The following is a 21,330-nucleotide window of genomic DNA, read 5'->3' on the forward strand; positions in this document are numbered from 1 at the left end:
TTATATCGTGCTTTTGCCTGCTTGGAGGCTAAGCCGTCATTGCGAGGAAATTACTTAAGTAATTGATGGAGCAATCCAGTTAAAAAATTCTGATTTACAGAATTTTTTTATTATTTTTTCTGGATTGCCACGCTCCTTGCAGTCGCTCGCAATGACGGCTCAGTATCCAAATAGGCAACGCTCATAGACGGGGATGACATTTATACCATCCATAATACAAAGGAATACCAAAGATAGTAAAAGAACTAGCTATAATCAGAGTTTTAACAGGTGTTTCATAGATAACCCACGCACAAAAGATAATCGATATTATAGCTATAAGTAAATAATAATAAGAAAAATTTTCTTTTGAGCTAAAAATCACCTTTAAGAAAGCTAAGCTACAAATTAAATAGACGAATAAGAATGTTATTGCCGAGAAATCTATTATTTGTGTAATCTGTTTGGCAAAATTATCATTTGCCGTAAAGACTAATAACGGCACAATGCCAAGGCAGCTTACAATAATTCCGTGAGTTGGAGCGTTATTGCTATTTTTCTTAGCAAAAAATTTCGGTAATAAACCGTCTTCTGCAAGCCCAAGAGCTATCTGTCCGCTAGTTAGCACCCAAGCATTGAGCGTACCTATACATATAATCGAGGCTATAACCGTAATTACGCTTGACCATTTATCTCCGAATAATAATGAAGCGGCATCGGCATAAGGAGCTTTAGCACTAATAAGTTCAGAAGCAGGGATTAATCCCATTATACCTATGCTATTAATAATATATAACACTGCTACGCAAAAAGTTCCAACTATTATGGCTCGTGGAATGGTTTTTGCCGGATCTTTTACCGCACCTGCCGTGGTAGTTGCACATTCTACGCCGATAAATCCCCAAAAAGTAAGAAGTGCAACTCTTCCTATAATGCTCGGAATACTTAAATTCTCTACTTCCTCGGCAATAGTTATATTATCTATATTAAAACGTGACAAAGCACATAAACCTACTACAAGCAATGGAACAAATTTTAAGAGAGTTAAATAAAACTCTGCTTTTCCTGCTACTTCAGGACCTTTTAAATTTAAAACCATAATAGCACCTAATAATACGATCTGTAATATTAAGTCTAAAATCGCTTGTGATTTAAAAAAAGGCGTTAGATAACCTATTGCCGAAATGACTACTATACTTGTACTGACAAAGGATATAACCCAGTAAGTCCAACCAGTGAAAAAAGCTATTTTATCCCCGAAATTTTCCCGTACATAAACGTGCGGACCTCCTGTTTTAGGAAATTTGGCACAAAGGGTAGAAAATACAAGTGCTATACTCATAGCACCGAATAATGAAAGTACCCAGCCCCAAATGCTGTATATACCGAACGGTGCTAAACTTAACGGCAATATAAAAACGCTAGTACCGATTTGACTGCCGGTTACTAAGGCAAAAACCGCCCAGAAACCTAATTTTTGTGACATATTAATCTAATTTAAAGAAACAGCTTTAAAATAGCTGAAATAATGATTTTTAGCAATAGTTAAAACTACTATAATTATTTTACTTTTGATTTCTAAACAAAAGATTGATAGCTTTTTTAAGCTATCAAAAATAATTTTAGGAGAGTTAATATGCCAAATCGCACCACTACAGTTTATACAGTAAAATCAGGAGATGCTTTATCAAAAATTTCACAAATTATGGTACTCCTGTTCAGGATCTAGTTAAATATAATAATATACGCGATCCTAATCATATCGCAGTAGGCTGGGGGATTGCATTTTCCGGTGATTTGCATGATTTTTCTTAAAATAAATGCAATTGACTTTTTATGGATGTGCTGTAATTGCCAGAATAGTGTGATATTATATTTTATAATAAACCCAGTTAAACATATTTTAAAACCTTTATTAATTTTAAAGTGTTACACGCTAAAAGATTTGCCGCAGCCGCAATTAGCTTTTTCGTTGGGATTGGTGAAAGTGAATTGGGATTTGAATTTAGTCTCTACATAGTCCATTTCAGAACCTAGCATATACATTAATGCCTTTGGGTCGATTAGTATTCGTACGCCCTTTTCTTCAACTACTTCATCGAATTGATTTTTACTATCGGCATATTCCACGTAATAAGTCTGACCGGCACAACCGCCTGACTTAATCCCTACCCTAATACCAAAGGTAGGCTTGGCACGTTTTTCTATTAGCAATTTTACTTGCTTTGCAGCAGAATCGGTTAATGAAATAACATTTTTCATGTTTTAAGAGTCTTTTTTGCTTTCTTTTTTCTGTTTGTAATCGGCTATAGCTGCTTTTATTGCATCTTCAGCAAGTAGTGAGCAATGTAATTTTACCGGTGGAAGTGACAATTCTTTTGCTATTTCGGTATTTTTAATAGTCTCGGCATCTTCTACCGATCTTCCTTTAACCCACTCCGTTACTAAAGAACTTGAAGCAATAGCTGAACCGCAGCCGAATGTTTTAAATTTAGCATCTGTAATAATCCCGTCATCATCAACTACGATTTGTAACTTCATAACGTCACCGCAAGCAGGAGCTCCAACTAGTCCTGTACCAACATTTTTATTTTCTTTATCAAGCGACCCAACATTACGAGGATTTTCATAATGATCTATCACTTTTTTGCTATAAGCCATTGTTATTCTCTAAAATTTGGTTTTATATGTTATACTTGCGTGAATATCTGAACCGTCATTGCGAGGGAAAATTGAAAATTTTGACGAAGCAATCTCAGTATATTTGACAAAATTGCCACGCAGCCTACGGCTGCTCGCAATGACGATATTCTCAATGTACAGCCCATTTAATCTTTTTCAAATCAATTCCCTCTTGCATCATTTCCCAAAGAGGGCTTAATTCCCTTAGTTTATCGATTTTTGAGCATATTAAATTTACTGCGTAGTCAACTTCCTGCTCAGTAGTAAATCTACCTATGCCGAACCTAATTGCAGTATGGGCAAGCTCTTCACCGATTCCCATAGAACGTAAAACATATGACGGCTCTAAAGAGGCAGAAGTACAAGCAGAACCAGAGGAAACCGCTAAATCTTTAATGGCAAGGATCATTGATTCTCCTTCAACTCCGGCAAAGCTTAAATTTAAATTACCTTTATATCTTTGATTTTTATCGCCGTTTAAATAAACTTTTGAAATTCGCTTATATATATTATTTAAAAATCTGTCGAATAAGTAATTTACATGCTTAGTATCTTTTTCCATCTCACTATATGCTATTTCAGCAGCCATGCCAAGCCCTACAATTAAAGGAGTCGGTAGCGTACCTGAACGCATACCTCTCTCCTGCCCGCCACCGTTTATGAGTGGTGTAACACGCACACGAGGTTTTTTCCTTACATATAATGCCCCTATTCCTTTCGGACCGTAAATTTTATGCCCTGAGATACTAGCCAGATCAATATTAAACGCGTTAACATCAATTGGAATTTTACCAAAACCTTGAGCAATATCGGAATGAAAAAAAACGCCCTTTTCACGGCAAATTTCCCCGATTTCCTTTAAAGGCTGAATAACACCTATTTCATTATTAACCACCATAACTGAAACTAACATAGTCTGATCAGTAATAGCATTTTTTAGAGTTTCTAAATCGATTATTCCATTTGGCTTAATCGGTAAGTATGTGATTTTTATACCTTCTTGCTCTAAATGCCTGCAAGCATCAAGTACGCATTTATGTTCACTGACTACGGTAATAATATGATTCTTTTTATTGCTGTAAAATTTTGCTATTCCCTTTATTGCAAGGTTGTTAGACTCAGTTGCACCGGAAGTGAAAATAATTTCTTTAGTATCCGCTCCTATTAACTTTGCTACCATACCCCTTGCCTCTTCAACTGCGTTTTCTGCCTCCCAACCGAAAGAATGGCTGCGTGAATGAGGATTGCCGAACTTGGTAGTAAAATAAGGCAACATTGCCTCCATTACTCTTGGATCTATTGGAGTCGTCGCCTGATAATCCATATATATCGGTAAGGTTAAATTGTTTAATTGTGGGTTCATATGGTTAAATTAATTCATGTTTTGGTATAGTTTAGTCATCGATATCGATGTCATTCCCGCGAAAGCGGGAATGACATAAACGGAGCCCGTGCGACAACGTCGCTTTTAGCTAGGAATGACATCGTAAATCTCCTCAAAAGCCTTTATAAAAGCCTCTATATCACTTACCGTATTAGTATGACTTAAAGATATCCTAATCGAAGATTTTGCTTCTTCTTCCCCTACACCCATATTGGTTAATACATGCGATTTAGATATTTTTCCCGATGAACAAGCAGAACCGGAACTTACGCAAATATTATGTAAATCAAACCCGATTAATTTCACTTGTGCATCCGTATTGGGTATAGTAATTAAGGTAGTATTAGGCAACCTAGCTACATTATTACTAACAATATTTACATTAGGATATTTTTTTAATTTTTTCTCTAAATTTTCTTGTAACTTTTTGATTTTTATATAATTTTCTGAGATATTGTCTGTCCTCAATATAGAAGCTAAACCAAATCCTGCAATTGCTAAAACATTTTCAGTGCCTGAGCGTACTGATTTTTCCTGCCCTCCTCCTATAATCATTGGAGTAACTTGAAAATTAGAGCTAGAAATTAAAGCAGCGCCACCCTGCCCCCCTCCTATTTTATGCCCTGAAATTGTAGCGAAATCTAATCCTAATGCCTTGATATTTATTGGTATTCTGCCAAAACCTTGCACTAAATCGCTATGAAATTTTGCCTCATATTTTTTAGTTATTTTACCTATCTCAGCTATATCTTGTAAAACTCCGCTTTCATTATTAGCCATTATTATGGACACTAGTTTTTTACTAGTATTACTTTGAGCTAACAACTCTTCTAAATGTTCTAAATCAACTAGCCCTTGCGTATTAACTCTTATAACTTTAATATTTGGAGCGTAGTTTATATGGTTATAGATCGATAAATGTTCAATAGCTGAAATAAAAATATCGCCGTCATAAAAATTTTTCATTATTAAATTATTACCTTCAGTCCCTGATGAAGTAAAAGTAATATCATATTCTCTAGATGATAAGGTTATACCAAGAGCCACTGCTATTTGTGCGCGTACCGTTTCTATGAGATTCTTAGCAAATCTACCTGAGCTATGTGCTGATGAAGGGTTAAGCTCCTTGTCCATTAAACTTATTATGAATTCCTTAACTCTAGGGTCGATAAAAGTAGTAGCATTATGGTCTAAATATATCATATATTTAAATTTGAGTTTAAAGCATCTTTAATTGAGATATTTTCAAAATAATCTCTAATATGCTTACCAAGACCTTGCCATAATTGATGCGAATTACATTTTATTGTATCAGGCACGCAATTTTTAACTGACTTCTTATAGCAGGTAGTCATTATAAAATTTTCGTTAACGGCGTCCATAATATCGGAAATTTTTATTTCTTCTAGGTTACCGATTAAAATATACCCACCTTTCGATCCTCTAATAGCCTTAACTAGATCAGCTTTTTTAAGTTTAGAAAATATCTGCTCTAAATAGTTAAGCGATATATTTTGTTTTACGGACATTTCATTCAAAGTGATCGGTTCGGCACTTGATTTTGAAGCCATTTCAAGTATTGCCATTACGGCATATCTTCCTTTTGTCGTCAGCATCATATAACCAACCTATTAAAACTTAAAATAGTTTTATATCTACAATACCCGAGTAATTTAGTCAAGTATATAATTATATTATTTAATAAAAAATTAGCTTGTTAATATAAACTAAAATTTCATTGTGTAGAAACTAGTAGAAGTAGAAAAGAAGGAGAGAATATTATAAATAAGTGATTAATCCAACATTACCTAGGGACGTTGTTGCATGTTACAAAAAACACCTTCGATGTCATTCCTAGCTAGAAGCGAGAATCCAAAATTGCTTTGTCATCATCCCACAAGCTTGTAGCGGGACCCAACTTAAATATTAGTACTTTCAATTATTTTTATGGCCCCAGTGGTCAAGTGAACTAGGTGACATGGGTTTTACCAATCCACACAACAATGCCGGAGTATGAGTATGACATTTAGCTGGATTCCTGCTTTCGCAGGAATGACATTTAATTATAAATAGTTAATTATTTTATTATCCATGCCCTCTGTTTGTTGTTCTATTTCTAGCTTTAAGTTTTGAAGAAGCAGCAATATTTTTAAATTCGCTTGATAATTTTTAATTTTCTCTATTCTTTCCTCTCTTAGTTTTTCATAATGAGTTTTAGCATTTTTTCTGAAACCTACTTTGGTTTCCATATTTTTTACAAAATCAGTAACAAGTATTCGTAGATGCCTTTGAATATTGATTTGACAATTTTTATCTAAAGCACCGGGCATAGTTTCTTGTATTTTTTACAGCACAGTACATATCTAAAGCTTCAGGTTAATAATAACCGCTATTATTACGAAGGTAATCAATTTGTCCCCTATCATTTATACCTATAACTCCTGCTGCTTCTACAGGTTTTCCACTTAAAAATGAACCATGAACAAGATTTTTAGTATTTGGCAAATATTGATTTTATGAGTACCTATATAAATTGTTCCATCCTCGCCCATTACAAATGCTTGAACATTATTCATGCTTTTACTTTCTTTACCGATAGTAGAAACTACTTTACCGTTAGCATCAAGTAATCTTTGAGAGGAGGTATCATAGAATAATTGGTGATTTTTTGCCTCTGGTCCCATACGTAATATTTTAAATTCATACCCATCCCATATTTGTTTACCTTGAGCTATTTCTTGAAGATGATGTTCCGCAAGTTTGGGATTTGGATGAACTACTTTAACTCTTACAGAATCTACTATTGCATCGTTTAATTTTCCTAACTCATGTTCCGGTATTAAAGCATGCTTAAATTTCTTTATTAATCTATTCCAATTATCTCTAGCTCTAGTTTTTGGATCTCTAAAAGGTATATCAATATTTCTTCCAGCATCTCCAACTAGATAAACTTCATTATCTTTTTGGACTAAGTTTGTATAAAAGCTCTCCTTCTTGATTTATAAATGGCCCTTTTCTTTCAATAGTAGCTAATTGACCATCCTTATAAAGAATAATTTTTTCATTACTTAGTCCAAACTTTGAATTAATTTGTGTTTTACCCTGATGATTTAAATTACCAATACCGTCAATATCTGCAATTTGAATATCTTTATTTTTATCAACAAATTTTCTAATTTCTTCAGAATTATTAATAAATTGACCGTTATCCTTCAATATTCCTTGTATATCGCCGGTAGTATAAGTAAATTCTTCTTGGATTGTTTTTGTGTCCTTTGACCTACTGCAGCAAAAATTTGTTGCAAGAAATTTAGATTGCTCTTTACTTCAACATTTTTTACTCCAATAACTTCGCGTTCATGAATTACCAATTGATCCGGCTTTAAGTAGCCACCTTTATCATAAATATTAATTACTCTTCCTCTTATAAGGTCTACTTCTGTTGCTTCTTTATCTTGTAAAAATTCCTTAACTTGCGACTCTTCTGCAAACCTTACTTTCTTTTTTTCCTTACCCATTTAACTTTAGGTTTCATTTTAACAATAAAAACTTTTATTTTTTTAATAATAGGCTGTTTTTTAGTAAATTGAGGATTTAAAATCACATATTATATGATAACTGATTTTTCTTATATATAGTGCGATAGGTTCTTGTTAATTTGCCAAATAGCGACAAATACTAAACAAGTTGTAAACATTTGTAGTAGCTGTAATAATATGCTTAATTCCGGTATTAATATAATAATAACCGGTTGTAATATTATCGGGACTCCACTTGAAAACATTACTAGCCTTATAGAAGTTTGTATTGAAGTTTTAGTAGTAAGTAAATTGGCTAAGCTATATACTAACAAAACTATAATACTTCTCTCTAATAAGAATGTTACAAACCAAAATAATATAATAGCCGGCATACCGAAATAAATAAATAAATTTGGTGCATATAATAAATTATCGGCAAAATATTTTTTTATTATTTCAGGAGTTAAAATTACTTCATTTTGCTTGAATATCTCAGAATAGTTAACAGTACTTAGGAAATTTTTCTTAGTATTGGCTACAATTAAATTTATCTTCAGCTTATTCTCTTCAAGTACAAACGGTATTTTGCTTTTTTCTTTGTTAGAAACTTGATTTTTTGTATCAATGACGACTATTTTATTGTTATTCTTGCTATATAAATATATAGGCTCTACTTCTTCAACTGAAATGTTTGAATTATTATATTTAATTTCCGGTAATTGATTAATGATATATTCAATGTTGGCTGTAACTTTTGATAATTGTATTCCGTTAAAATAATCTTTTAAAGTTATTATGTAATTTAATATAAAAATACAATAAATTATTGATGGGATAAAAGATAAGGTAAATACATATCTTATTCCGTACCCTTGATAGTTTTTATATACGTCTTTATAAAACTCTATAGAGCTAATTGATAAATGTAATTGACGGAGTAATGCATTTAATCCTCCTAATATAAATGATAATAAATACATGTATAAGTAATTTATTTAAGTTTTTCAACCTCTTCCTTCTTTAATCCGGTTGAGGTAGCTATTAAATCAGTGTTTACACCGACTGTAATTAAATTTTTGACTATATTATATCATTTTGACTAAGTTTGGTCAAAATGTAGAATAAAATTAACTCTATAAATCCCTATATTAACCTCAGCAAATATAGTTAAAATGTCTGCTATTTCTTACTATCTCTTTAACAAATCTCGTGTATGAATGTGCTTCATAAAAAATTATAAAATTCCGTACCAAGTATTTCCTGTCAATTTTTCATCAGGAATTTCATGAACATTAATTAGCTGATAATCATTAATCCAAATAGCTTTTACTAATTTACTATTTTCAAATAATTCCCATAAATTTTTAAAGGAGCAGTATATTTTTGTATGCCATTATAAAACACTAAAGGATATATGAAAGGAAATTTTGTGTTTTTTAGTACTTTCTATGATATTCAGCAATATTTAACATATACCTAAATAACCGAAAAGCCATATAATAGTGTGACACGAGGTTGTATCAAAGAGTTGTTCCCGCTAGGCAACCATCTATGTCACTAGATAAACCTAAGAGTATGAATAAAGAGACTCAAAATGAAATATTTACCGATTGTAAGACATGTGAAAGTTAAAATGGATACTACAATATATGATCCGGCATATAAGAAATATTTTGAAAAGCGTGAGCCGACTCAAAAGAAACTCATCACATGTGCATTAGGTTGATAATAAAACGCTCCATTGAATGGGAGTAAGGTGACACACAACCAAATAGCTGGGTCTAACAAGGTTTGAGCTGTGTGCGGGAAAACCAGCATACACGATTCTTAAGAGAGTGGCAATTGCTGCTTATCTGATTTTACATTTATTAGGTGTCAGAAGAGATTAACATTAGACAATATTACTAATATCATCACAGTTTATATATAAAGATTCAATAAATAAAATAGAGTCCTTTAAAGCTAGTTGCACAGCTATATTGTCTTTATCATGTCTTTCTATAGCTTTAGGAAGCCCAAATTCTTTAGCTACATTACCTAATTCTTTTATATTAGCTCGAAATTTAGTGGAATCAGAATTTGATATAGGTGTTTTTGAGAGATTTATTATTTCATTTCTACGTTCTTGTGTTTTAATAATAACTATTTTCTTTAAGTTATTATCTAAATCTTCCATTCCAATTTTATTGCGAATAATATAGTTTATACTAATTACTTTATTTTTATGCTTTCTCTCATGCCTTGCTGCTACTATACTGCAAGCCAAATCTGTTAATATATCTATTAAGAAACTTTGCGTTATTAAATCTATACCTTGTGCTAATATTTTTATTATACCCTCTTGTTCATTAATATTATTTTTAAATATTTTAGTTTCAGCAATACAGCAAGCATTTATAATCTTTTTTATATTCCAATAAAATGCATTACAGTAATCGTATAATAATGGGCTTTCTTATACTAAACTTTCAATCTCTCTAAAGATTTCTGCTTTTTGTATTGTTCCACTAGCTTTTAGTGTTTTATTGTGGCTATCTATCTTAATTTCATAGGCATCTAATCTTTTATTTGCCTCGGCATCTAGTAATTTAAAATTACCGGTTTTCAACCTTATTTTTGCATCTTGAATGATTTCACTTGCAAACTTCAGCTTACTACTATTTTTAATGTCTCTTGGGCTAAACTAGGATTTATACGTACTGTTTCAGTTAAGCTCCAAATAACTACAATTTTGACTTCATTGCTGGAATCGTTTAATACTTCTTTCAATATACTAAATATTGTTAATGTTAAACTTGGTACAATATATATTAAATCTAAACTTAAAACAGCCGTAGCCTTAATATAAATATTAGAATCATTTAGTAGATCTTGCAGTGTATTTAAAGCTTCTTGTTCATGCATTACACTTAGCATTTCAGTTAAGCTTCGAGTAGCTTAATATAAAATTTCATTATTAGGGTTACCAAATAGTTATTCTGATTTTAAACATTGCACAGTATCAAATTTGACATAATTAGCATTACGGATTAGTGTTTTCAATATGTTCAATGCTTCTTTTACTAAACTAGGCTTTGCTTTTACTATTTCAACTAAAACTGAAATTGCCTCGAACTTGAAATTTTCTATAGGATCATTAAATAATTCTTGCAGTGCATTAAATGCCTTGGGTGCTTATATTAGGTGTTGTATTTACTATCTTAACTAAGCTTTTAGTAACTAAGTATTAGTTGTATAATTTTTTTACCCGATTTAATATTTTTATATCTAAATTAGGCATAATATTAATTATTTCAATCAATATTATAATATTCATTTAATACCTTTTTATTTAATAACGGTATTATTTTTTAAGCTTTCCTGTAATACTGTCTTATCTAAGATTTGGGCTAATTTTTGTAATTATTCATCTTTAATTTCTAATAGACTTGTTAACTTCTTATAAATTTTTGTTTTACTGCCCAATTCATTTCTATTTGCTAATCCTGTGATGATTTCTATAACTGTTTTTTGTTTTGTAATTTTTCATTTACTGTTTTAACAATTGCTTCCGATAAATAACCACTGTCTATTATATGTTGTTCCCAACCCGTAATATCTTTTAGCACAACTTCATCTATTAAATTTTGTATTCGTTTTAAATTCGGTATTCTACTATCAAATTTCCCGTTAATTTTGCTTTGAGCTAATAAATGCATTAAGAGTATAATCTTTCTTTCAATCCCTAACTCTAATATCATATCAACATTACATGTTACAGCTTCCCAAAATATTTCTGTTAACTCTTGTTTGTTATCATTACTAACTATTCCAGCTAGAACCTTCAGAATCATTAGATATTTCGGTTCGTTTCTATGCTTACCTATAAAGCTCACTGCTTTGTGTTTTGTATTATCATCTGTTAACTGATTTTTTAAATAACATGCGGCTAAAAATTCTTGAATAGTTAAGTGAATAAATTGATCATTACTTCCTTCTCTTTTTAATCATCCTTGTTCTATAACTTCATCTATATCATTCGCTTCAGTTTTATTTTTATATTTATTTTGGTTTTTTTCCAGATGTCTATTATTAAGCCAGTTTATTATTTCACTATATAAACGACTTATATTAAAATCTTCATCGCTGTTTTTGTAAAACTGATCCCTTATTGCTTGATCACTCCAAACCAAACATATTAATGCAGTATTGATAGGAACTTCACATATTTCTCGTATTTTATCCAAAAAGCTTTTTAATTGCTAGCTCTTTATCATACTCAAAATTTTTATTATCCCCTCACTATCCCAGTCTGTATTGTCTACTTTCCGCACAAACCTGTTACGCATTGCTTCTACAACCGTATTAGGTCTAGAACTCATTATTATGTTTTTATATTCTAATATTTTATCTATTAACTTTTTAAATTCATCTCGAGTATTTAGATGTGCTACTGCGCCATACCCGTCAAGTAATAACAACATCTTATCTTTATTTTGGATATCCATTATTTCCTTAATACTTAAGGTACTTTCACTACTGCCTAAACAATAATGGATAAAACAATTAAGCTTACTTTGAGATAAATTATTAATATCAAAATACCCACTATAACCGTCTTTCCAACTTTCATTTAATAATTCTTGTAACCTAACTGTAAAAACATAATCAAACTTATCGCTCCATAACTCCCTTTTTCCCCATTTATAAGATATATAATGCTTACCTATTCCTACACTACCGAGTAACAGTACTTTACCGACATCTGCTTTTATTCTGTTTACTTGCTCAATGATATTTTTTATTTCTGATTCACTTTTATTAGGTAGATTTCTGCGAAGTATCTCAAACTTATGTTCTTCATTTAGTGACTTAACTATATTATCAATTTTTTCTTCTTGAACTTGATAATTTTTATTAAACAGCTCTCTTATCTTTCCGTATCTATGGCTTTAAAAATATTCTCTATTTCTATCGATCTCTTTTCTCCGACAACTTTATCGCGTAATGCTGCTTTAGCTGCTTCATCGTCTTCACTCAATAATATCTGTAATTTTACGTAATATTCATCTAAAGACTGAGTTTTGATTTTCGTATCTTATATTAGCTTTGGTAAAGTATCGTGAGAGCTATATCAAGGTTCTTAACTTGTCAGTTAATGATTTTGAAGTAGAAGGCTTCATATTTTTACTTAATGGTAGAAAGTATATTTTTATTAGAAAACCTAATTAGATTAAAACAATTATAGGTGTGAGTTTAAGAATTTAATTTTATTTAAGCAATTTAAAATTGATTAACCAAAATAATTTATTTTTTATTGCAACTATTAATTATTAATATATAAGAAATTATACACTCAACAAAATTAGCACCTATAGTTATAAAATATAAAAATATGAAACGAACATCTAAAATATTAGCCATAGGAATTTTAATAGTCGGTAATAATATATTTGCACAGAATACGAAGTCTGCTAAAGAATAAGAACAAAGAAGGATTATTAGAACTACGCTATAGAGGGCTTTAGCAACTATAGGGTTTTCAAATGCACTACATACAATCTCATCATGTTTAGGCTTTTTTTGTGTAATATAATTTTACGAAGAAAATAATTTTAATTAGAGGTAGTATTAAAGTTCAATATTATATATAAGTTTGTTGATAAAAAATGATTTATTTACTAATATCTATATTTTCATAAATAATATTAGTTTTATATGCTACTGCTACTTCCTGAAATAACTTTGACTTTAATAGCACTTTTAGGGCAGTTTTTTGCCGTAATGATCCCAAATAAAAATAGAATTATTTCTAATATCATTATTTTACTATGCATATTATCAATTTTTCTTACCTTTAAGTACTCAAGTTATGAAGAAGTATGGTACTCATTTGCTACCGGAATAAATATCGGTATTAGTAAAAGCATAGTGCTACTATTCACCATTATCTCCATGATTATATACCGTGATTACTCTATTCTTGTTGCTGAGGAATTAAAGTTTGAATTTATTACTTTAATGTTATTATCGGTCGTAGGTATTTTTGTTGCAATTTCATCACGGAATTTTCTATTATTATTCTGCGGTATGGAGCTTACTGCTTTAACTTCATATGCACTTGCAGGATTCAAATTAAATGATATGCAATCATCGGAAGGTGCTTTAAAATATTTTATCTTAGGTAGTTTAGTTAGTTGTTTATCATTATTCGGTATTTCTTTTATATACGGATTCGGCGGGAGCCTACAATTTGAGGACATCTTATATAAACTACATGATAATTCCGGAATGAATCTTGGTTTAATAATCGGTATTGTACTATTTTTAAGTAGTATTTTCTTTAAACTCTCAAGTGTTCCACTCCATTTTTGGGTCCCTGACGTATATGAAGGATCACCGATTACTTCGGTTACTTATTTCACTGCTGCCTCAAAAATAGGTATGGTTATTGTTTTATTAAATATCAGCAAATTAATTATAGGTAATTACTACCCTATTAATTATAATTTAATAAAGATAATTGCTATATTATCTATGCTGTTTGGAGCTTTTGGAGCCATTCGTCAAACTTCTCTAAAAAGATTAATGGCTTATAGTACTATTTTAAATATCGGTTATGTATTAATCGGCGTTCTTCTGCATAATCAAGAAGGATATAAGGCAGCTCTACTATATATTCTAATATATGTGGTAGGGAGTATAGGATTTTTTACTTGCTTAATTATACTGCTCGGTAAAGACGCCGATAAAGCTAGTTTTAAAACTATACAAGGGATTGCAGAGCATCATAAAACTATAGCTGCTGTAATTAGCATAGTTATGTTTTCAATGATTGGGATCCCTCCTCTTACAGGATTTTTCGGTAAATATTACCTTTTTTACCAAGCAATTAATCAAGAAGAATTCGCATTAGCTTATTGTGGTATTTTTACCAGTGTAGTTGCTGCTTTTTATTATCTTAAAGTAGTAAAAGCCATGTATTTTTCTAAAAAGATTGAGATAATTAAGCTGCCGATGCAATATGGGCTTTTACTGATTAATTACTTAGTTGTCGGCTTCTTGTTGCTTGGTTCATTTATTATCTCGTTTTAGCCGGTGTAGACTTTTTATTAACAACACTAGCTGCAGTAGTTTGAGTAGGCTTTATAACCTTTTCGTGTAGATTCTTTATATGTTTTAGATTTTTTCCATCTAATTTTAATAAATCTTGGTCTTTTTGTTTAGCTCTTTTAGCTAGACCTAATTGACTTGGAGTAACACTAACAATATCATCCGTTCCAACTTCTTTCTTAAATTTGTCTAGAGCATCTACATATTTTCTATCTGCATATATATTTGTCTTTACCGATTTTTGTTTTGGTTCTTTCTTTATTTTATCAGAAGAACCAGCTAAATTTCTTTCATCTTTAATAGCTTCATTTAAACTTTTTATTGTCTTTATTAAATGTTTTTTCGCACTATCTCTAATACCAAGTATTTCTAAAATTCTTGCAAAATTAGTAGCAATTTTATTTCTTAATTTAAGTTTTTGTCCTCCTTTTTTTCTTTCTGCATAATTAAGAATTTTCGCAAAATAATCAGGATACTCTTTCATTAATGTTTTTAATCCTTGCTCTTTTACTTCGTAATAAGGACAACTATATTTTTTAGAAATTAAACTATTTACTTTAATTTCTAAGCCGTATTCCTTTAAGGATTCTTGCCTTTTTTTCATTGTATCTATTAAACTAGCCTTAATTTCTTCAGGCGTTATTTCTTTAGATTTTTTATTATTAAATTGCTTTGGCATCGCTTGTTTTGCAAATTCTGTAATTGCTTCATTACTATAATATTTAGTTAATTCATCAAAACTTTTATCAATAGTTTTGCTTAAATCAATTTTAGAAACTGCAAGTAAGCTATCGGCAAAATTAGGATTTTTTGTTCTTAAATTAGAAGGAAATTCTCTAAAATGGTTAGTGGGGCCGAATCCAGGTAAATGTTTAGCTCTTGAATGCGGATATATATTATTTGTTAAATTATCAAAACTACCAGCAAAATCAATTCTTACTAATTTAGGTAAAGTTTTTGGATTTTGTTGATCTCTGATAACTCCTATATTTCCAACATGTATATCAAAATCGCCGATCAATAAACTTGCCGACATAATGTTTTCAAAGTTCTGATACTTAATTTCCTTAAAAGCATTTTCTAAGGTTCTAAATAATTTATTTCTAGTCCCCATAAAAAGTGGTCTACCGCCGTCCTTTCTAAACCAAGAACTTGGTTTAGTTTTAGCAGACATATGTTTATCCATGTCCACATACATATCGCTACTATAATTCTCAAAAAATTCAGATTTGACATATATTTGCGCATCAATGGCTTTAGATTTATTAAAATCATCAGGAGCAATTAAATTAACCTTTGCTCCATTTCCAGGACTTACAGCTTCAAAAATTTGAGATCCTAAAAACTCGGCTATATTTTTTGAGCTTGCAGCCTCTTTTTTTATCATCGCCGTAATTTTACCGTCTAAGCTTTGATATACTCCGCCATGCTCTCCTGCCTCATTAGCTCCGCCTTCTTTAGGCTTTAAAAAACTCCAACCTTTAAATACTGATTTCTTATTTTGCGTCATCTTCGCCTCTTTATAATGATTTACATCAAATTGATAATTTTGATATAATGATAAAATATATTATTTGTTTTATATCAAGGACAGAAGCCGTTTTCTACTTAATTTTATTGTTCTTTAATATTTTAGCTACTTCAAGAGCTGCATAGGTAAATATACCTGTGGCACCGGCACGTTTAAAACTAATTAATGACTCCATCAAAGCTCTCTCCCAATTAATTGCCCCTGCTTCTGCTGCAAATTTTAACATTGCATATTCTCCACTAACCTGATATGCAAAAATTTTAGCATTAAAATTATTTGCCGCTTCACGAATCACATCCAAAAATGGCATACCAGGCTTCACCATTACCATATCGGCTCCCTCTGCTATATCATGCTCAATCTCAAGCATTGCTTCCTTAATATTACGTACATCCATTTGATAGCTTGATTTATCTAAATAATTCTTTTTATTACTCTTAACAGCATCGCGAAACGGACCGTAAAAACTTGAAGCATATTTAGCGGCATAAGCAAGAATTCCAACATTTATAAATCCCTCTTTGTCAAGATATTCCCTTATAGCCCCGATTCTTCCATCCATCATATCGGAAGGTGCAACAATATCTACTCCAGCTTTTGCTAGCACTAATGCTTGATTACACAAAGCTCTTACTGATCTATCATTATCAACTTCCCCATGATGCACAATACCATCATGACCATGTGTAGTATAAGGATCAAGTGCTACATCGCATATTATACCAATATCGATATTAGCATTTTTGATGCTTCTAATAGTTCTACATATTAAATGATCTAAATTATAAGCCTCATCGGCATTTTCACTTTTTAGACTTTGATCAATACTCGGAAATAATGCAATAACATTAATACCAAGCTCTGCTGCTGCTTTTGCCGTTTCTACTATTTGATCAATCGATAAACGATATATACCAGGCATAGTTTTAATTTTTTGCCTTTCATTATATCCTTCAACAACAAATAAAGGCAATACTAAATCACTAACCGATAAATTACTTTCGGATATTAACTCTCTAAGCCAAAAAGCTTTTCTATTTCTTCTAAGTCTAATATGGGGGTACATAAAATTCATATCTCATTTTAGTTAATAACTTGGATTCTAATATATAACCTAACTATCTTATAGTAAAAATATTGCATTACAAAAAGAAATTTTGCTTGCAATTTATAAAAAATTTAAGCAAGCTGTTTAATTATGTAAATAAACATAGGAGCTTAATATGGCACAAGATAATATTCCAAAATCAGTAAAAGATAGAATACAAGAGTAGGAAAAAAATCAAAAAATATGTCAAATAACCCACCAAAAAATACAAAACCGGCTGTTCCTCCAACACCCACTTCTGAGCGAATAAAGGCATGGAACGAGGCACATAAAAAACAGACTGACTTAACTACACATTCCCAAGCACTTGATATTCGACACCCTATCTCCGCAAGTTGAAACCCACAAGCCTATGATTTTTTCAAAACCGGCTCCGGAACAAACAAAAGTACCGGAAGAAACACCTAAAAAACAATCTAATTTAACCGTAAAAGAGAAAACAGAGAAATTTTTTAAAGATCATAATATTGATACCAAAGATGCTTTGATTCCAGAATTTAGCTGCTATATAGCATTAAGCGGTTCTATGGCAGGGCAGCGTGTCTTGATGTTACTATTAAAGCTTATGAACAATCATTAGGACGGACTAATAAAACAAGTAGGAGTACCTCAAAAAGAGTTTGCTTCTTTTATAGAAGATAATCTAATAAAGCATCATCCACACAAAGATACATTGGAAAAAATCAATCAACATTATAAATTACCTGAACCACCTAAATTATCTGATATAATTGATAATCTTAGAGAATTAGTAAATAATGATTATATAATAGCTCATTTGAAACAAAGTAGAAAACACATTGAATTTAAAGAAAAAGTAAATAATATTATTCAGATTTATGATGATAATAAACATAATCCAGCTGCTATAGCTAAAGTTGAAGCAAAACTGAAAGAGGTAGGTAAAATGGTGTGAAGAAACTACACAAATGGATAATAATCCTATTTGGAAAAATATTGGTAATTTTAAAATATTCTTTTACCGGAGATAAAGCTAAAGCTGCTTTTTATAAATATGCTATAAAAAATTCTACTCAAAATACTAAAAAAGCTATAGCAGAAATACAAAAATCTCTTACCAATCCTACTCCTCATTCATCTAATGTTCCACCGTCGCAGCATCAAGGAGAAAGATATAAAAGCTAATAAAAACTTTTAGGATCGATATCTATTTTTAGATGGCAAAAAGAAGGAATTTTTATAAGGCTTAGCCAAAATTTTAAATATTTCTGCAAATTAAATTTCTTATCGGCTATAATAAGTATCCGGTAACGATATTTACCAGCGAGCTTTGACATTAATGAGCTTGCCGGTCCTAAAATTTTCACGTTTGCTTTTGGTGCAATTCGGACCATATCCCTAGCAATTTCTAGAATTTTAGCCTCACTGGAACCTGATAAAATTACTGATGCTGTTTTAGAAAATGGCGGCATATCTGCTGATTTTCTTATTTCAAGTTCATTTGCAAAAAAACTATCTTCATCACCGGCTTTAACATAACTAAAAATTGCATTATCAGGATAATAGCTTTGTAAATATACTACACCTTTACTATCTCCTCTACCCGCTCTACCACCTACTTGATGTAGTAGCTGAAAAGTTCGCTCAGATGCTCTAAGATCGGCATTATTGCTTCCAAGATCGGCATCTATTACTCCAACTAAAGTAAGATTCGGAAAGTGATAACCTTTTGTTATTATTTGTGTGCCTATTAAAATCTCAATTTCTAAATTTTCCATTTGATATAGAAGCTGTGCTATTTTTTCTGGGCTTTTAGCATGATCTTTACTTATCACCGCAATTTTACTCTCAGGAAAAAGTGCTTTTGCTTCTTCTTCTATTCTCTCTATACCTGGACCACAGATAGTTAATGTTTCATCATCTAGACATTCAGGACAAGAACTAAAAATTTTACTTTGATAACCGCAATGGTGACATTCAAGTTTTTTATTCGCTTTATGTACTACCATCCAAGAAGAGCAGAATTTACAGGTAAATCTGTGACCGCAAGCTTTGCATAGCATGAGCGGAGCATAACCACGCCGATTAAGAAATAATAAGACTTGCTTTTTATTATCTAAATTACCTTTGATAGCTTCTATAAGAAGCTTGGATAAATAGGAATTCTTAGATAGTTTTTCTTTAGTCATGTCGATTATTTCTATATTTGGCAAATCGACATTTTTGTATCTATTAACCAATGTAACCAATTGATATTTACCCATTTCTATATTATGTATTGTTTCAATAGACGGTGTTGCCGAACACAAAACAACTTGTGCTTTATCAAATGTACCTCTTACGATAGCCGTATCCCTAGCATTATATAATATACCGTCATCTTGTTTATAGGAATCATCATGCTCCTCATCTATAACTATTAAACCAAGATTTTTAAAAGGTAAAAACAAACTACTTCTAGCCCCAATTACTACTTTAACTTTATCGCTTAATATACCTCTTAAAATCATTTTCTTGTGAGCTTTGGTAACGCTTGAGTTCCATATGATAGGCTCAAAACTGAATCGCTCTATAAAACGATTAATAATTTGTGTACTTAAAGCAATTTCAGGCAACATAACAAGCACTTGTTTGCCTTTTGCTAAGTAATCTGCTATTAGATGAAAATATATTTCTGTTTTACCTGATCCTGTAACACCTTTAACAAGTGTTGGCTTATTACTTTCATTTAAAATTGTTACTGCTTGTTTCTGCTCTTCTGACAAATCAGGTAGCATAAAGTTATTATTGACTTTCTGCTCCTTAACTTTAATCGGTTTTTCAGCAATATCTATAGGTAATACTAACTTGGCTATGCTCCCAAGCTCTGACATATAGTAGCTACTCATCCATTTAATTAATTCTAAAACTTCTGAAGTAATATTTAAATTTAACGGTACTTTCGCTCTAATAGTTTTTATTTTTTTTGCTTCGGAATTGGAAACAAGCTCCCATACTATGCCGGTTAATTCCTTATTTCTAAAAGGCACTACAACAAGATCACCTATGTTTAGCTCTAAATCTTCAGGTATTAAATAATCTAGCGGAAATAATTTTGCTACCGGTAATAATATTTTTGCTATTCGCATATATAATGTATTTTATAATTTTTTTTTTATTATATACTAAACTGATAAATTATAGAAACCTAGATGAATAAAGAAACAAAAATTGTTATAGCAATTTCTGGAGCTTCAGGAGCAATATATGGTATTCGTTTGCTTGAAGTACTAAAGCAACAAAATATCGAAACTCATTTGGTTATTTCAGAGGGAGCAGCTCTTACTATAAAGCTCGAAACTAAATATTCTATAGATGAAGTTAAGTTACTAGCTAATTATTATTATGACGATAAAGATTTAGGTGCTACTATTGCAAGCGGCTCTTTTAAAACTTCAGGCATAATAATAGCCCCTTGTAGTATGAAGACCTTAGCAAGTATTGCTCACTCAATGGAAGATAACTTAATTAGTAGGGCGGCAGGTGTTGTACTTAAAGACAGAAGAAAACTTATTTTAATGACCCGTGAAACTCCTTTGCATATCGGACATTTAGAAAATATGTTAAAAGTAGCAAGTTACGGCGGCATTATATCACCGCCCATGCCGGCTTTTTATAATAACCCTGTAAGTATAGATGATATAGTGAATCATTCTATTACTAGAGTTTTAGATTTTTTCGATATCGAAACTAATTTAATTAAACGCTGGGATAGTTATGAGCAATAAAGTATCAACTTTACTATTAAAACTTGCATTAAAAAAAGCCCGTAATATCATTAATAAATATTTTTCACCGGAAGAAAGTTTAGTAGATAAACGTAGAAATGAAGCAAAGAATGAACAATGTAAAATGTTCTGTTTTTGGGCTTTGTTTTGTAGATCGGTTTTAACGTCATTGCGAGGCAATTACATAAGTAATTGACGAAGCAATCCAGTAAAAATTCTGATTTACAGAATTTTTTTATCATTCTCCTAGATTTCCACGCAGCCTACGGCTGCTTGCAACGACGACTCGGTATCCACACAACAAT

26 protein-coding genes and 3 pseudogenes are annotated in these 21,330 nt (G+C 31.2%); 8 read left to right on the forward strand and 21 right to left on the reverse strand.

What is annotated here, in order from left to right; translation table 11 throughout:
• Positions 1-53: 53 nt before the first annotated feature.
• Positions 54-178: pseudogene (locus tag ACPKKV_RS05450) on the reverse strand (lytic transglycosylase domain-containing protein); the annotation flags it as partial.
• A gap of 3 nt (positions 179-181) precedes the next feature.
• A complete protein-coding gene (locus tag ACPKKV_RS05455; RefSeq protein WP_392506594.1) occupies positions 182-1,465 on the reverse strand; it encodes an APC family permease in 1,284 nt (427 codons plus the stop codon).
• Positions 1,466-1,615: 150 nt separating this feature from the next.
• On the opposite strand from ACPKKV_RS05455, the pseudogene ACPKKV_RS05460 reads away from it, so the two are divergent.
• Positions 1,616-1,794: pseudogene (locus ACPKKV_RS05460) on the forward strand (LysM peptidoglycan-binding domain-containing protein).
• Positions 1,795-1,908: 114 nt separating this feature from the next.
• On the opposite strand, the gene ACPKKV_RS05465 reads toward ACPKKV_RS05460, so the two are convergent.
• From ACPKKV_RS05465 to ACPKKV_RS05510, 10 genes and pseudogenes are all read right to left on the reverse strand, one after another.
• On the reverse strand, positions 1,909-2,241 hold the full coding sequence (locus tag ACPKKV_RS05465; protein ID WP_392506595.1) for an iron-sulfur cluster assembly accessory protein: 333 nt from the start codon (positions 2,239-2,241) through the stop codon (positions 1,909-1,911).
• Between the two features lie 3 nt (positions 2,242-2,244).
• Positions 2,245-2,640, reverse strand: a complete 396-nt coding sequence (gene iscU / locus ACPKKV_RS05470; protein WP_016830807.1) for a Fe-S cluster assembly scaffold IscU — start codon at positions 2,638-2,640, stop codon at positions 2,245-2,247.
• Positions 2,641-2,791: 151 nt separating this feature from the next.
• Positions 2,792-4,024 carry an IscS subfamily cysteine desulfurase gene (locus ACPKKV_RS05475; RefSeq protein WP_392506597.1) on the reverse strand — a complete coding sequence of 411 codons (1,233 nt, stop codon included), beginning with the start codon at positions 4,022-4,024 and terminating at the stop codon, positions 2,792-2,794.
• A 105-nt stretch (positions 4,025-4,129) separates the two neighbouring features.
• Positions 4,130-5,248 (reverse strand): cysteine desulfurase family protein, encoded by a 1,119-nt coding sequence (locus ACPKKV_RS05480; protein ID WP_392506598.1) that lies wholly within the window; start codon positions 5,246-5,248, stop codon positions 4,130-4,132.
• Positions 5,245-5,664 carry a Fe-S cluster assembly transcription factor gene (locus tag ACPKKV_RS05485; protein ID WP_392506599.1) on the reverse strand — a complete coding sequence of 140 codons (420 nt, stop codon included), beginning with the start codon at positions 5,662-5,664 and terminating at the stop codon, positions 5,245-5,247. The genes ACPKKV_RS05480 and ACPKKV_RS05485 overlap by 4 nt, the downstream gene beginning before the upstream one ends.
• A 466-nt stretch (positions 5,665-6,130) precedes the next feature.
• Positions 6,131-6,375: pseudogene (locus ACPKKV_RS05490) on the reverse strand (hypothetical protein).
• Between the two features lie 135 nt (positions 6,376-6,510).
• A complete protein-coding gene (locus tag ACPKKV_RS05495; RefSeq protein ID WP_392506600.1) occupies positions 6,511-6,729 on the reverse strand; it encodes a hypothetical protein in 219 nt (72 codons plus the stop codon).
• 271 nt (positions 6,730-7,000) lie between these two features.
• A complete protein-coding gene (locus tag ACPKKV_RS05500; protein ID WP_392506601.1) occupies positions 7,001-7,261 on the reverse strand; it encodes a hypothetical protein in 261 nt (86 codons plus the stop codon).
• Complete coding sequence (locus ACPKKV_RS05505) at positions 7,258-7,563, reverse strand: hypothetical protein (RefSeq protein WP_392506602.1); 306 nt, start codon at positions 7,561-7,563, stop codon at positions 7,258-7,260. The genes ACPKKV_RS05500 and ACPKKV_RS05505 overlap by 4 nt, the downstream gene beginning before the upstream one ends.
• A gap of 110 nt (positions 7,564-7,673) precedes the next feature.
• Positions 7,674-8,546: a DUF1189 family protein gene (locus ACPKKV_RS05510; protein ID WP_392506603.1), complete on the reverse strand. Its 873-nt coding sequence runs from the start codon at positions 8,544-8,546 to the stop codon at positions 7,674-7,676.
• Between the two features lie 614 nt (positions 8,547-9,160).
• On the opposite strand from ACPKKV_RS05510, the gene ACPKKV_RS05515 reads away from it, so the two are divergent.
• Positions 9,161-9,292, forward strand: a complete 132-nt coding sequence (locus tag ACPKKV_RS05515; protein WP_392506604.1) for a hypothetical protein — start codon at positions 9,161-9,163, stop codon at positions 9,290-9,292.
• Between the two features lie 165 nt (positions 9,293-9,457).
• On the opposite strand, the gene ACPKKV_RS05520 is transcribed toward ACPKKV_RS05515, so the two are convergent.
• The 6 genes from ACPKKV_RS05520 to ACPKKV_RS05545 form a co-directional block, all read right to left on the reverse strand.
• Positions 9,458-9,832: a hypothetical protein gene (locus ACPKKV_RS05520; protein ID WP_392506605.1), complete on the reverse strand. Its 375-nt coding sequence runs from the start codon at positions 9,830-9,832 to the stop codon at positions 9,458-9,460.
• A gap of 189 nt (positions 9,833-10,021) precedes the next feature.
• A complete protein-coding gene (locus ACPKKV_RS05525) occupies positions 10,022-10,174 on the reverse strand; it encodes a hypothetical protein (protein ID WP_392506607.1) in 153 nt (50 codons plus the stop codon).
• A gap of 38 nt (positions 10,175-10,212) precedes the next feature.
• Complete coding sequence (locus ACPKKV_RS05530; RefSeq protein WP_392506959.1) at positions 10,213-10,482, reverse strand: HEAT repeat domain-containing protein; 270 nt, start codon at positions 10,480-10,482, stop codon at positions 10,213-10,215.
• A gap of 581 nt (positions 10,483-11,063) precedes the next feature.
• Entirely contained in the window at positions 11,064-11,441 is a 378-nt protein-coding gene (locus ACPKKV_RS05535; RefSeq protein ID WP_392506608.1) for a hypothetical protein, read from the reverse strand.
• 111 nt (positions 11,442-11,552) lie between these two features.
• Complete coding sequence (locus tag ACPKKV_RS05540; protein WP_392506609.1) at positions 11,553-11,792, reverse strand: N-acetylglucosamine kinase; 240 nt, start codon at positions 11,790-11,792, stop codon at positions 11,553-11,555.
• 15 nt (positions 11,793-11,807) lie between these two features.
• Positions 11,808-12,479 (reverse strand): NACHT domain-containing protein, encoded by a 672-nt coding sequence (locus tag ACPKKV_RS05545; RefSeq protein ID WP_392506862.1) that lies wholly within the window; start codon positions 12,477-12,479, stop codon positions 11,808-11,810.
• A gap of 784 nt (positions 12,480-13,263) precedes the next feature.
• On the opposite strand from ACPKKV_RS05545, the gene nuoN reads away from it, so the two are divergent.
• Positions 13,264-14,640: an NADH-quinone oxidoreductase subunit NuoN gene (gene nuoN / locus ACPKKV_RS05550; RefSeq protein WP_392506610.1), complete on the forward strand. Its 1,377-nt coding sequence runs from the start codon at positions 13,264-13,266 to the stop codon at positions 14,638-14,640.
• On the opposite strand, the gene ACPKKV_RS05555 is transcribed toward nuoN, so the two are convergent.
• The gene (locus ACPKKV_RS05555) at positions 14,627-16,168 is read right to left on the reverse strand and encodes a hypothetical protein (RefSeq protein WP_392506611.1); all 1,542 of its coding nucleotides are present in this window, start codon (positions 16,166-16,168) and stop codon (positions 14,627-14,629) included. The two genes, nuoN and ACPKKV_RS05555, sit on opposite strands and share 14 nt — an antisense overlap.
• A gap of 94 nt (positions 16,169-16,262) precedes the next feature.
• Positions 16,263-17,255 carry a porphobilinogen synthase gene (gene hemB, locus ACPKKV_RS05560; protein ID WP_392506863.1) on the reverse strand — a complete coding sequence of 331 codons (993 nt, stop codon included), beginning with the start codon at positions 17,253-17,255 and terminating at the stop codon, positions 16,263-16,265.
• Between the two features lie 394 nt (positions 17,256-17,649).
• Between hemB and ACPKKV_RS05565 the strand changes: the two genes are divergently transcribed.
• From ACPKKV_RS05565 to ACPKKV_RS05575, 3 genes are all read left to right on the forward strand, one after another.
• Positions 17,650-17,877: a hypothetical protein gene (locus ACPKKV_RS05565; protein ID WP_392506613.1), complete on the forward strand. Its 228-nt coding sequence runs from the start codon at positions 17,650-17,652 to the stop codon at positions 17,875-17,877.
• Positions 17,878-17,970: 93 nt separating this feature from the next.
• Complete coding sequence (locus tag ACPKKV_RS05570) at positions 17,971-18,213, forward strand: hypothetical protein (RefSeq protein WP_392506614.1); 243 nt, start codon at positions 17,971-17,973, stop codon at positions 18,211-18,213.
• Positions 18,210-18,443 (forward strand): hypothetical protein, encoded by a 234-nt coding sequence (locus ACPKKV_RS05575; RefSeq protein WP_424492214.1) that lies wholly within the window; start codon positions 18,210-18,212, stop codon positions 18,441-18,443. Before ACPKKV_RS05570 ends, ACPKKV_RS05575 begins: the two co-directional genes overlap by 4 nt.
• Here the strand turns inward: ACPKKV_RS05575 and ACPKKV_RS05580 are convergent.
• Positions 18,440-20,386: a primosomal protein N' gene (locus ACPKKV_RS05580; RefSeq protein ID WP_392506616.1), complete on the reverse strand. Its 1,947-nt coding sequence runs from the start codon at positions 20,384-20,386 to the stop codon at positions 18,440-18,442. The genes ACPKKV_RS05575 and ACPKKV_RS05580 overlap by 4 nt on opposite strands.
• A gap of 63 nt (positions 20,387-20,449) precedes the next feature.
• On the opposite strand from ACPKKV_RS05580, the gene ACPKKV_RS05585 reads away from it, so the two are divergent.
• Positions 20,450-21,025 carry a UbiX family flavin prenyltransferase gene (locus ACPKKV_RS05585; protein WP_392506617.1) on the forward strand — a complete coding sequence of 192 codons (576 nt, stop codon included), beginning with the start codon at positions 20,450-20,452 and terminating at the stop codon, positions 21,023-21,025.
• Positions 21,015-21,221, forward strand: a complete 207-nt coding sequence (locus tag ACPKKV_RS05590) for a hypothetical protein (protein ID WP_392506961.1) — start codon at positions 21,015-21,017, stop codon at positions 21,219-21,221. The genes ACPKKV_RS05585 and ACPKKV_RS05590 overlap by 11 nt, the downstream gene beginning before the upstream one ends.
• Positions 21,222-21,330 lie beyond the last annotated feature (109 nt).

This window comes from Rickettsia finnyi (assembly GCF_049668125.1).
GTDB classification, from domain to species: Bacteria; Pseudomonadota; Alphaproteobacteria; order Rickettsiales; family Rickettsiaceae; genus Rickettsia; species Rickettsia kotlanii.

Coding starts and splice junctions, on each gene's coding strand:
- ACPKKV_RS05485 (WP_392506599.1), bottom strand. CDS start 5,664: ATGATGCTGACGACAAAAGGAAGATATGCCGTAATGGCAATACTTGAA.
- nuoN (WP_392506610.1), top strand. CDS start 13,264: ATGCTACTGCTACTTCCTGAAATAACTTTGACTTTAATAGCACTTTTA.
- ACPKKV_RS05465 (WP_392506595.1), bottom strand. CDS start 2,241: ATGAAAAATGTTATTTCATTAACCGATTCTGCTGCAAAGCAAGTAAAA.
- ACPKKV_RS05480 (WP_392506598.1), bottom strand. CDS start 5,248: ATGATATATTTAGACCATAATGCTACTACTTTTATCGACCCTAGAGTT.
- ACPKKV_RS05585 (WP_392506617.1), top strand. CDS start 20,450: ATGAATAAAGAAACAAAAATTGTTATAGCAATTTCTGGAGCTTCAGGA.
- ACPKKV_RS05510 (WP_392506603.1), bottom strand. CDS start 8,546: ATGTATTTATTATCATTTATATTAGGAGGATTAAATGCATTACTCCGT.
- ACPKKV_RS05455 (WP_392506594.1), bottom strand. CDS start 1,465: ATGTCACAAAAATTAGGTTTCTGGGCGGTTTTTGCCTTAGTAACCGGC.
- iscU (WP_016830807.1), bottom strand. CDS start 2,640: ATGGCTTATAGCAAAAAAGTGATAGATCATTATGAAAATCCTCGTAAT.
- ACPKKV_RS05515 (WP_392506604.1), top strand. CDS start 9,161: ATGAAATATTTACCGATTGTAAGACATGTGAAAGTTAAAATGGATACT.
- ACPKKV_RS05530 (WP_392506959.1), bottom strand. CDS start 10,482: ATGCTAAGTGTAATGCATGAACAAGAAGCTTTAAATACACTGCAAGAT.
- hemB (WP_392506863.1), bottom strand. CDS start 17,255: ATGTACCCCCATATTAGACTTAGAAGAAATAGAAAAGCTTTTTGGCTT.
- ACPKKV_RS05580 (WP_392506616.1), bottom strand. CDS start 20,386: ATGCGAATAGCAAAAATATTATTACCGGTAGCAAAATTATTTCCGCTA.
- ACPKKV_RS05495 (WP_392506600.1), bottom strand. CDS start 6,729: ATGGGACCAGAGGCAAAAAATCACCAATTATTCTATGATACCTCCTCT.
- ACPKKV_RS05565 (WP_392506613.1), top strand. CDS start 17,650: ATGATTTTTTCAAAACCGGCTCCGGAACAAACAAAAGTACCGGAAGAA.
- ACPKKV_RS05590 (WP_392506961.1), top strand. CDS start 21,015: ATGAGCAATAAAGTATCAACTTTACTATTAAAACTTGCATTAAAAAAA.
- ACPKKV_RS05505 (WP_392506602.1), bottom strand. CDS start 7,563: ATGGGTAAGGAAAAAAAGAAAGTAAGGTTTGCAGAAGAGTCGCAAGTT.
- ACPKKV_RS05475 (WP_392506597.1), bottom strand. CDS start 4,024: ATGAACCCACAATTAAACAATTTAACCTTACCGATATATATGGATTAT.
- ACPKKV_RS05555 (WP_392506611.1), bottom strand. CDS start 16,168: ATGACGCAAAATAAGAAATCAGTATTTAAAGGTTGGAGTTTTTTAAAG.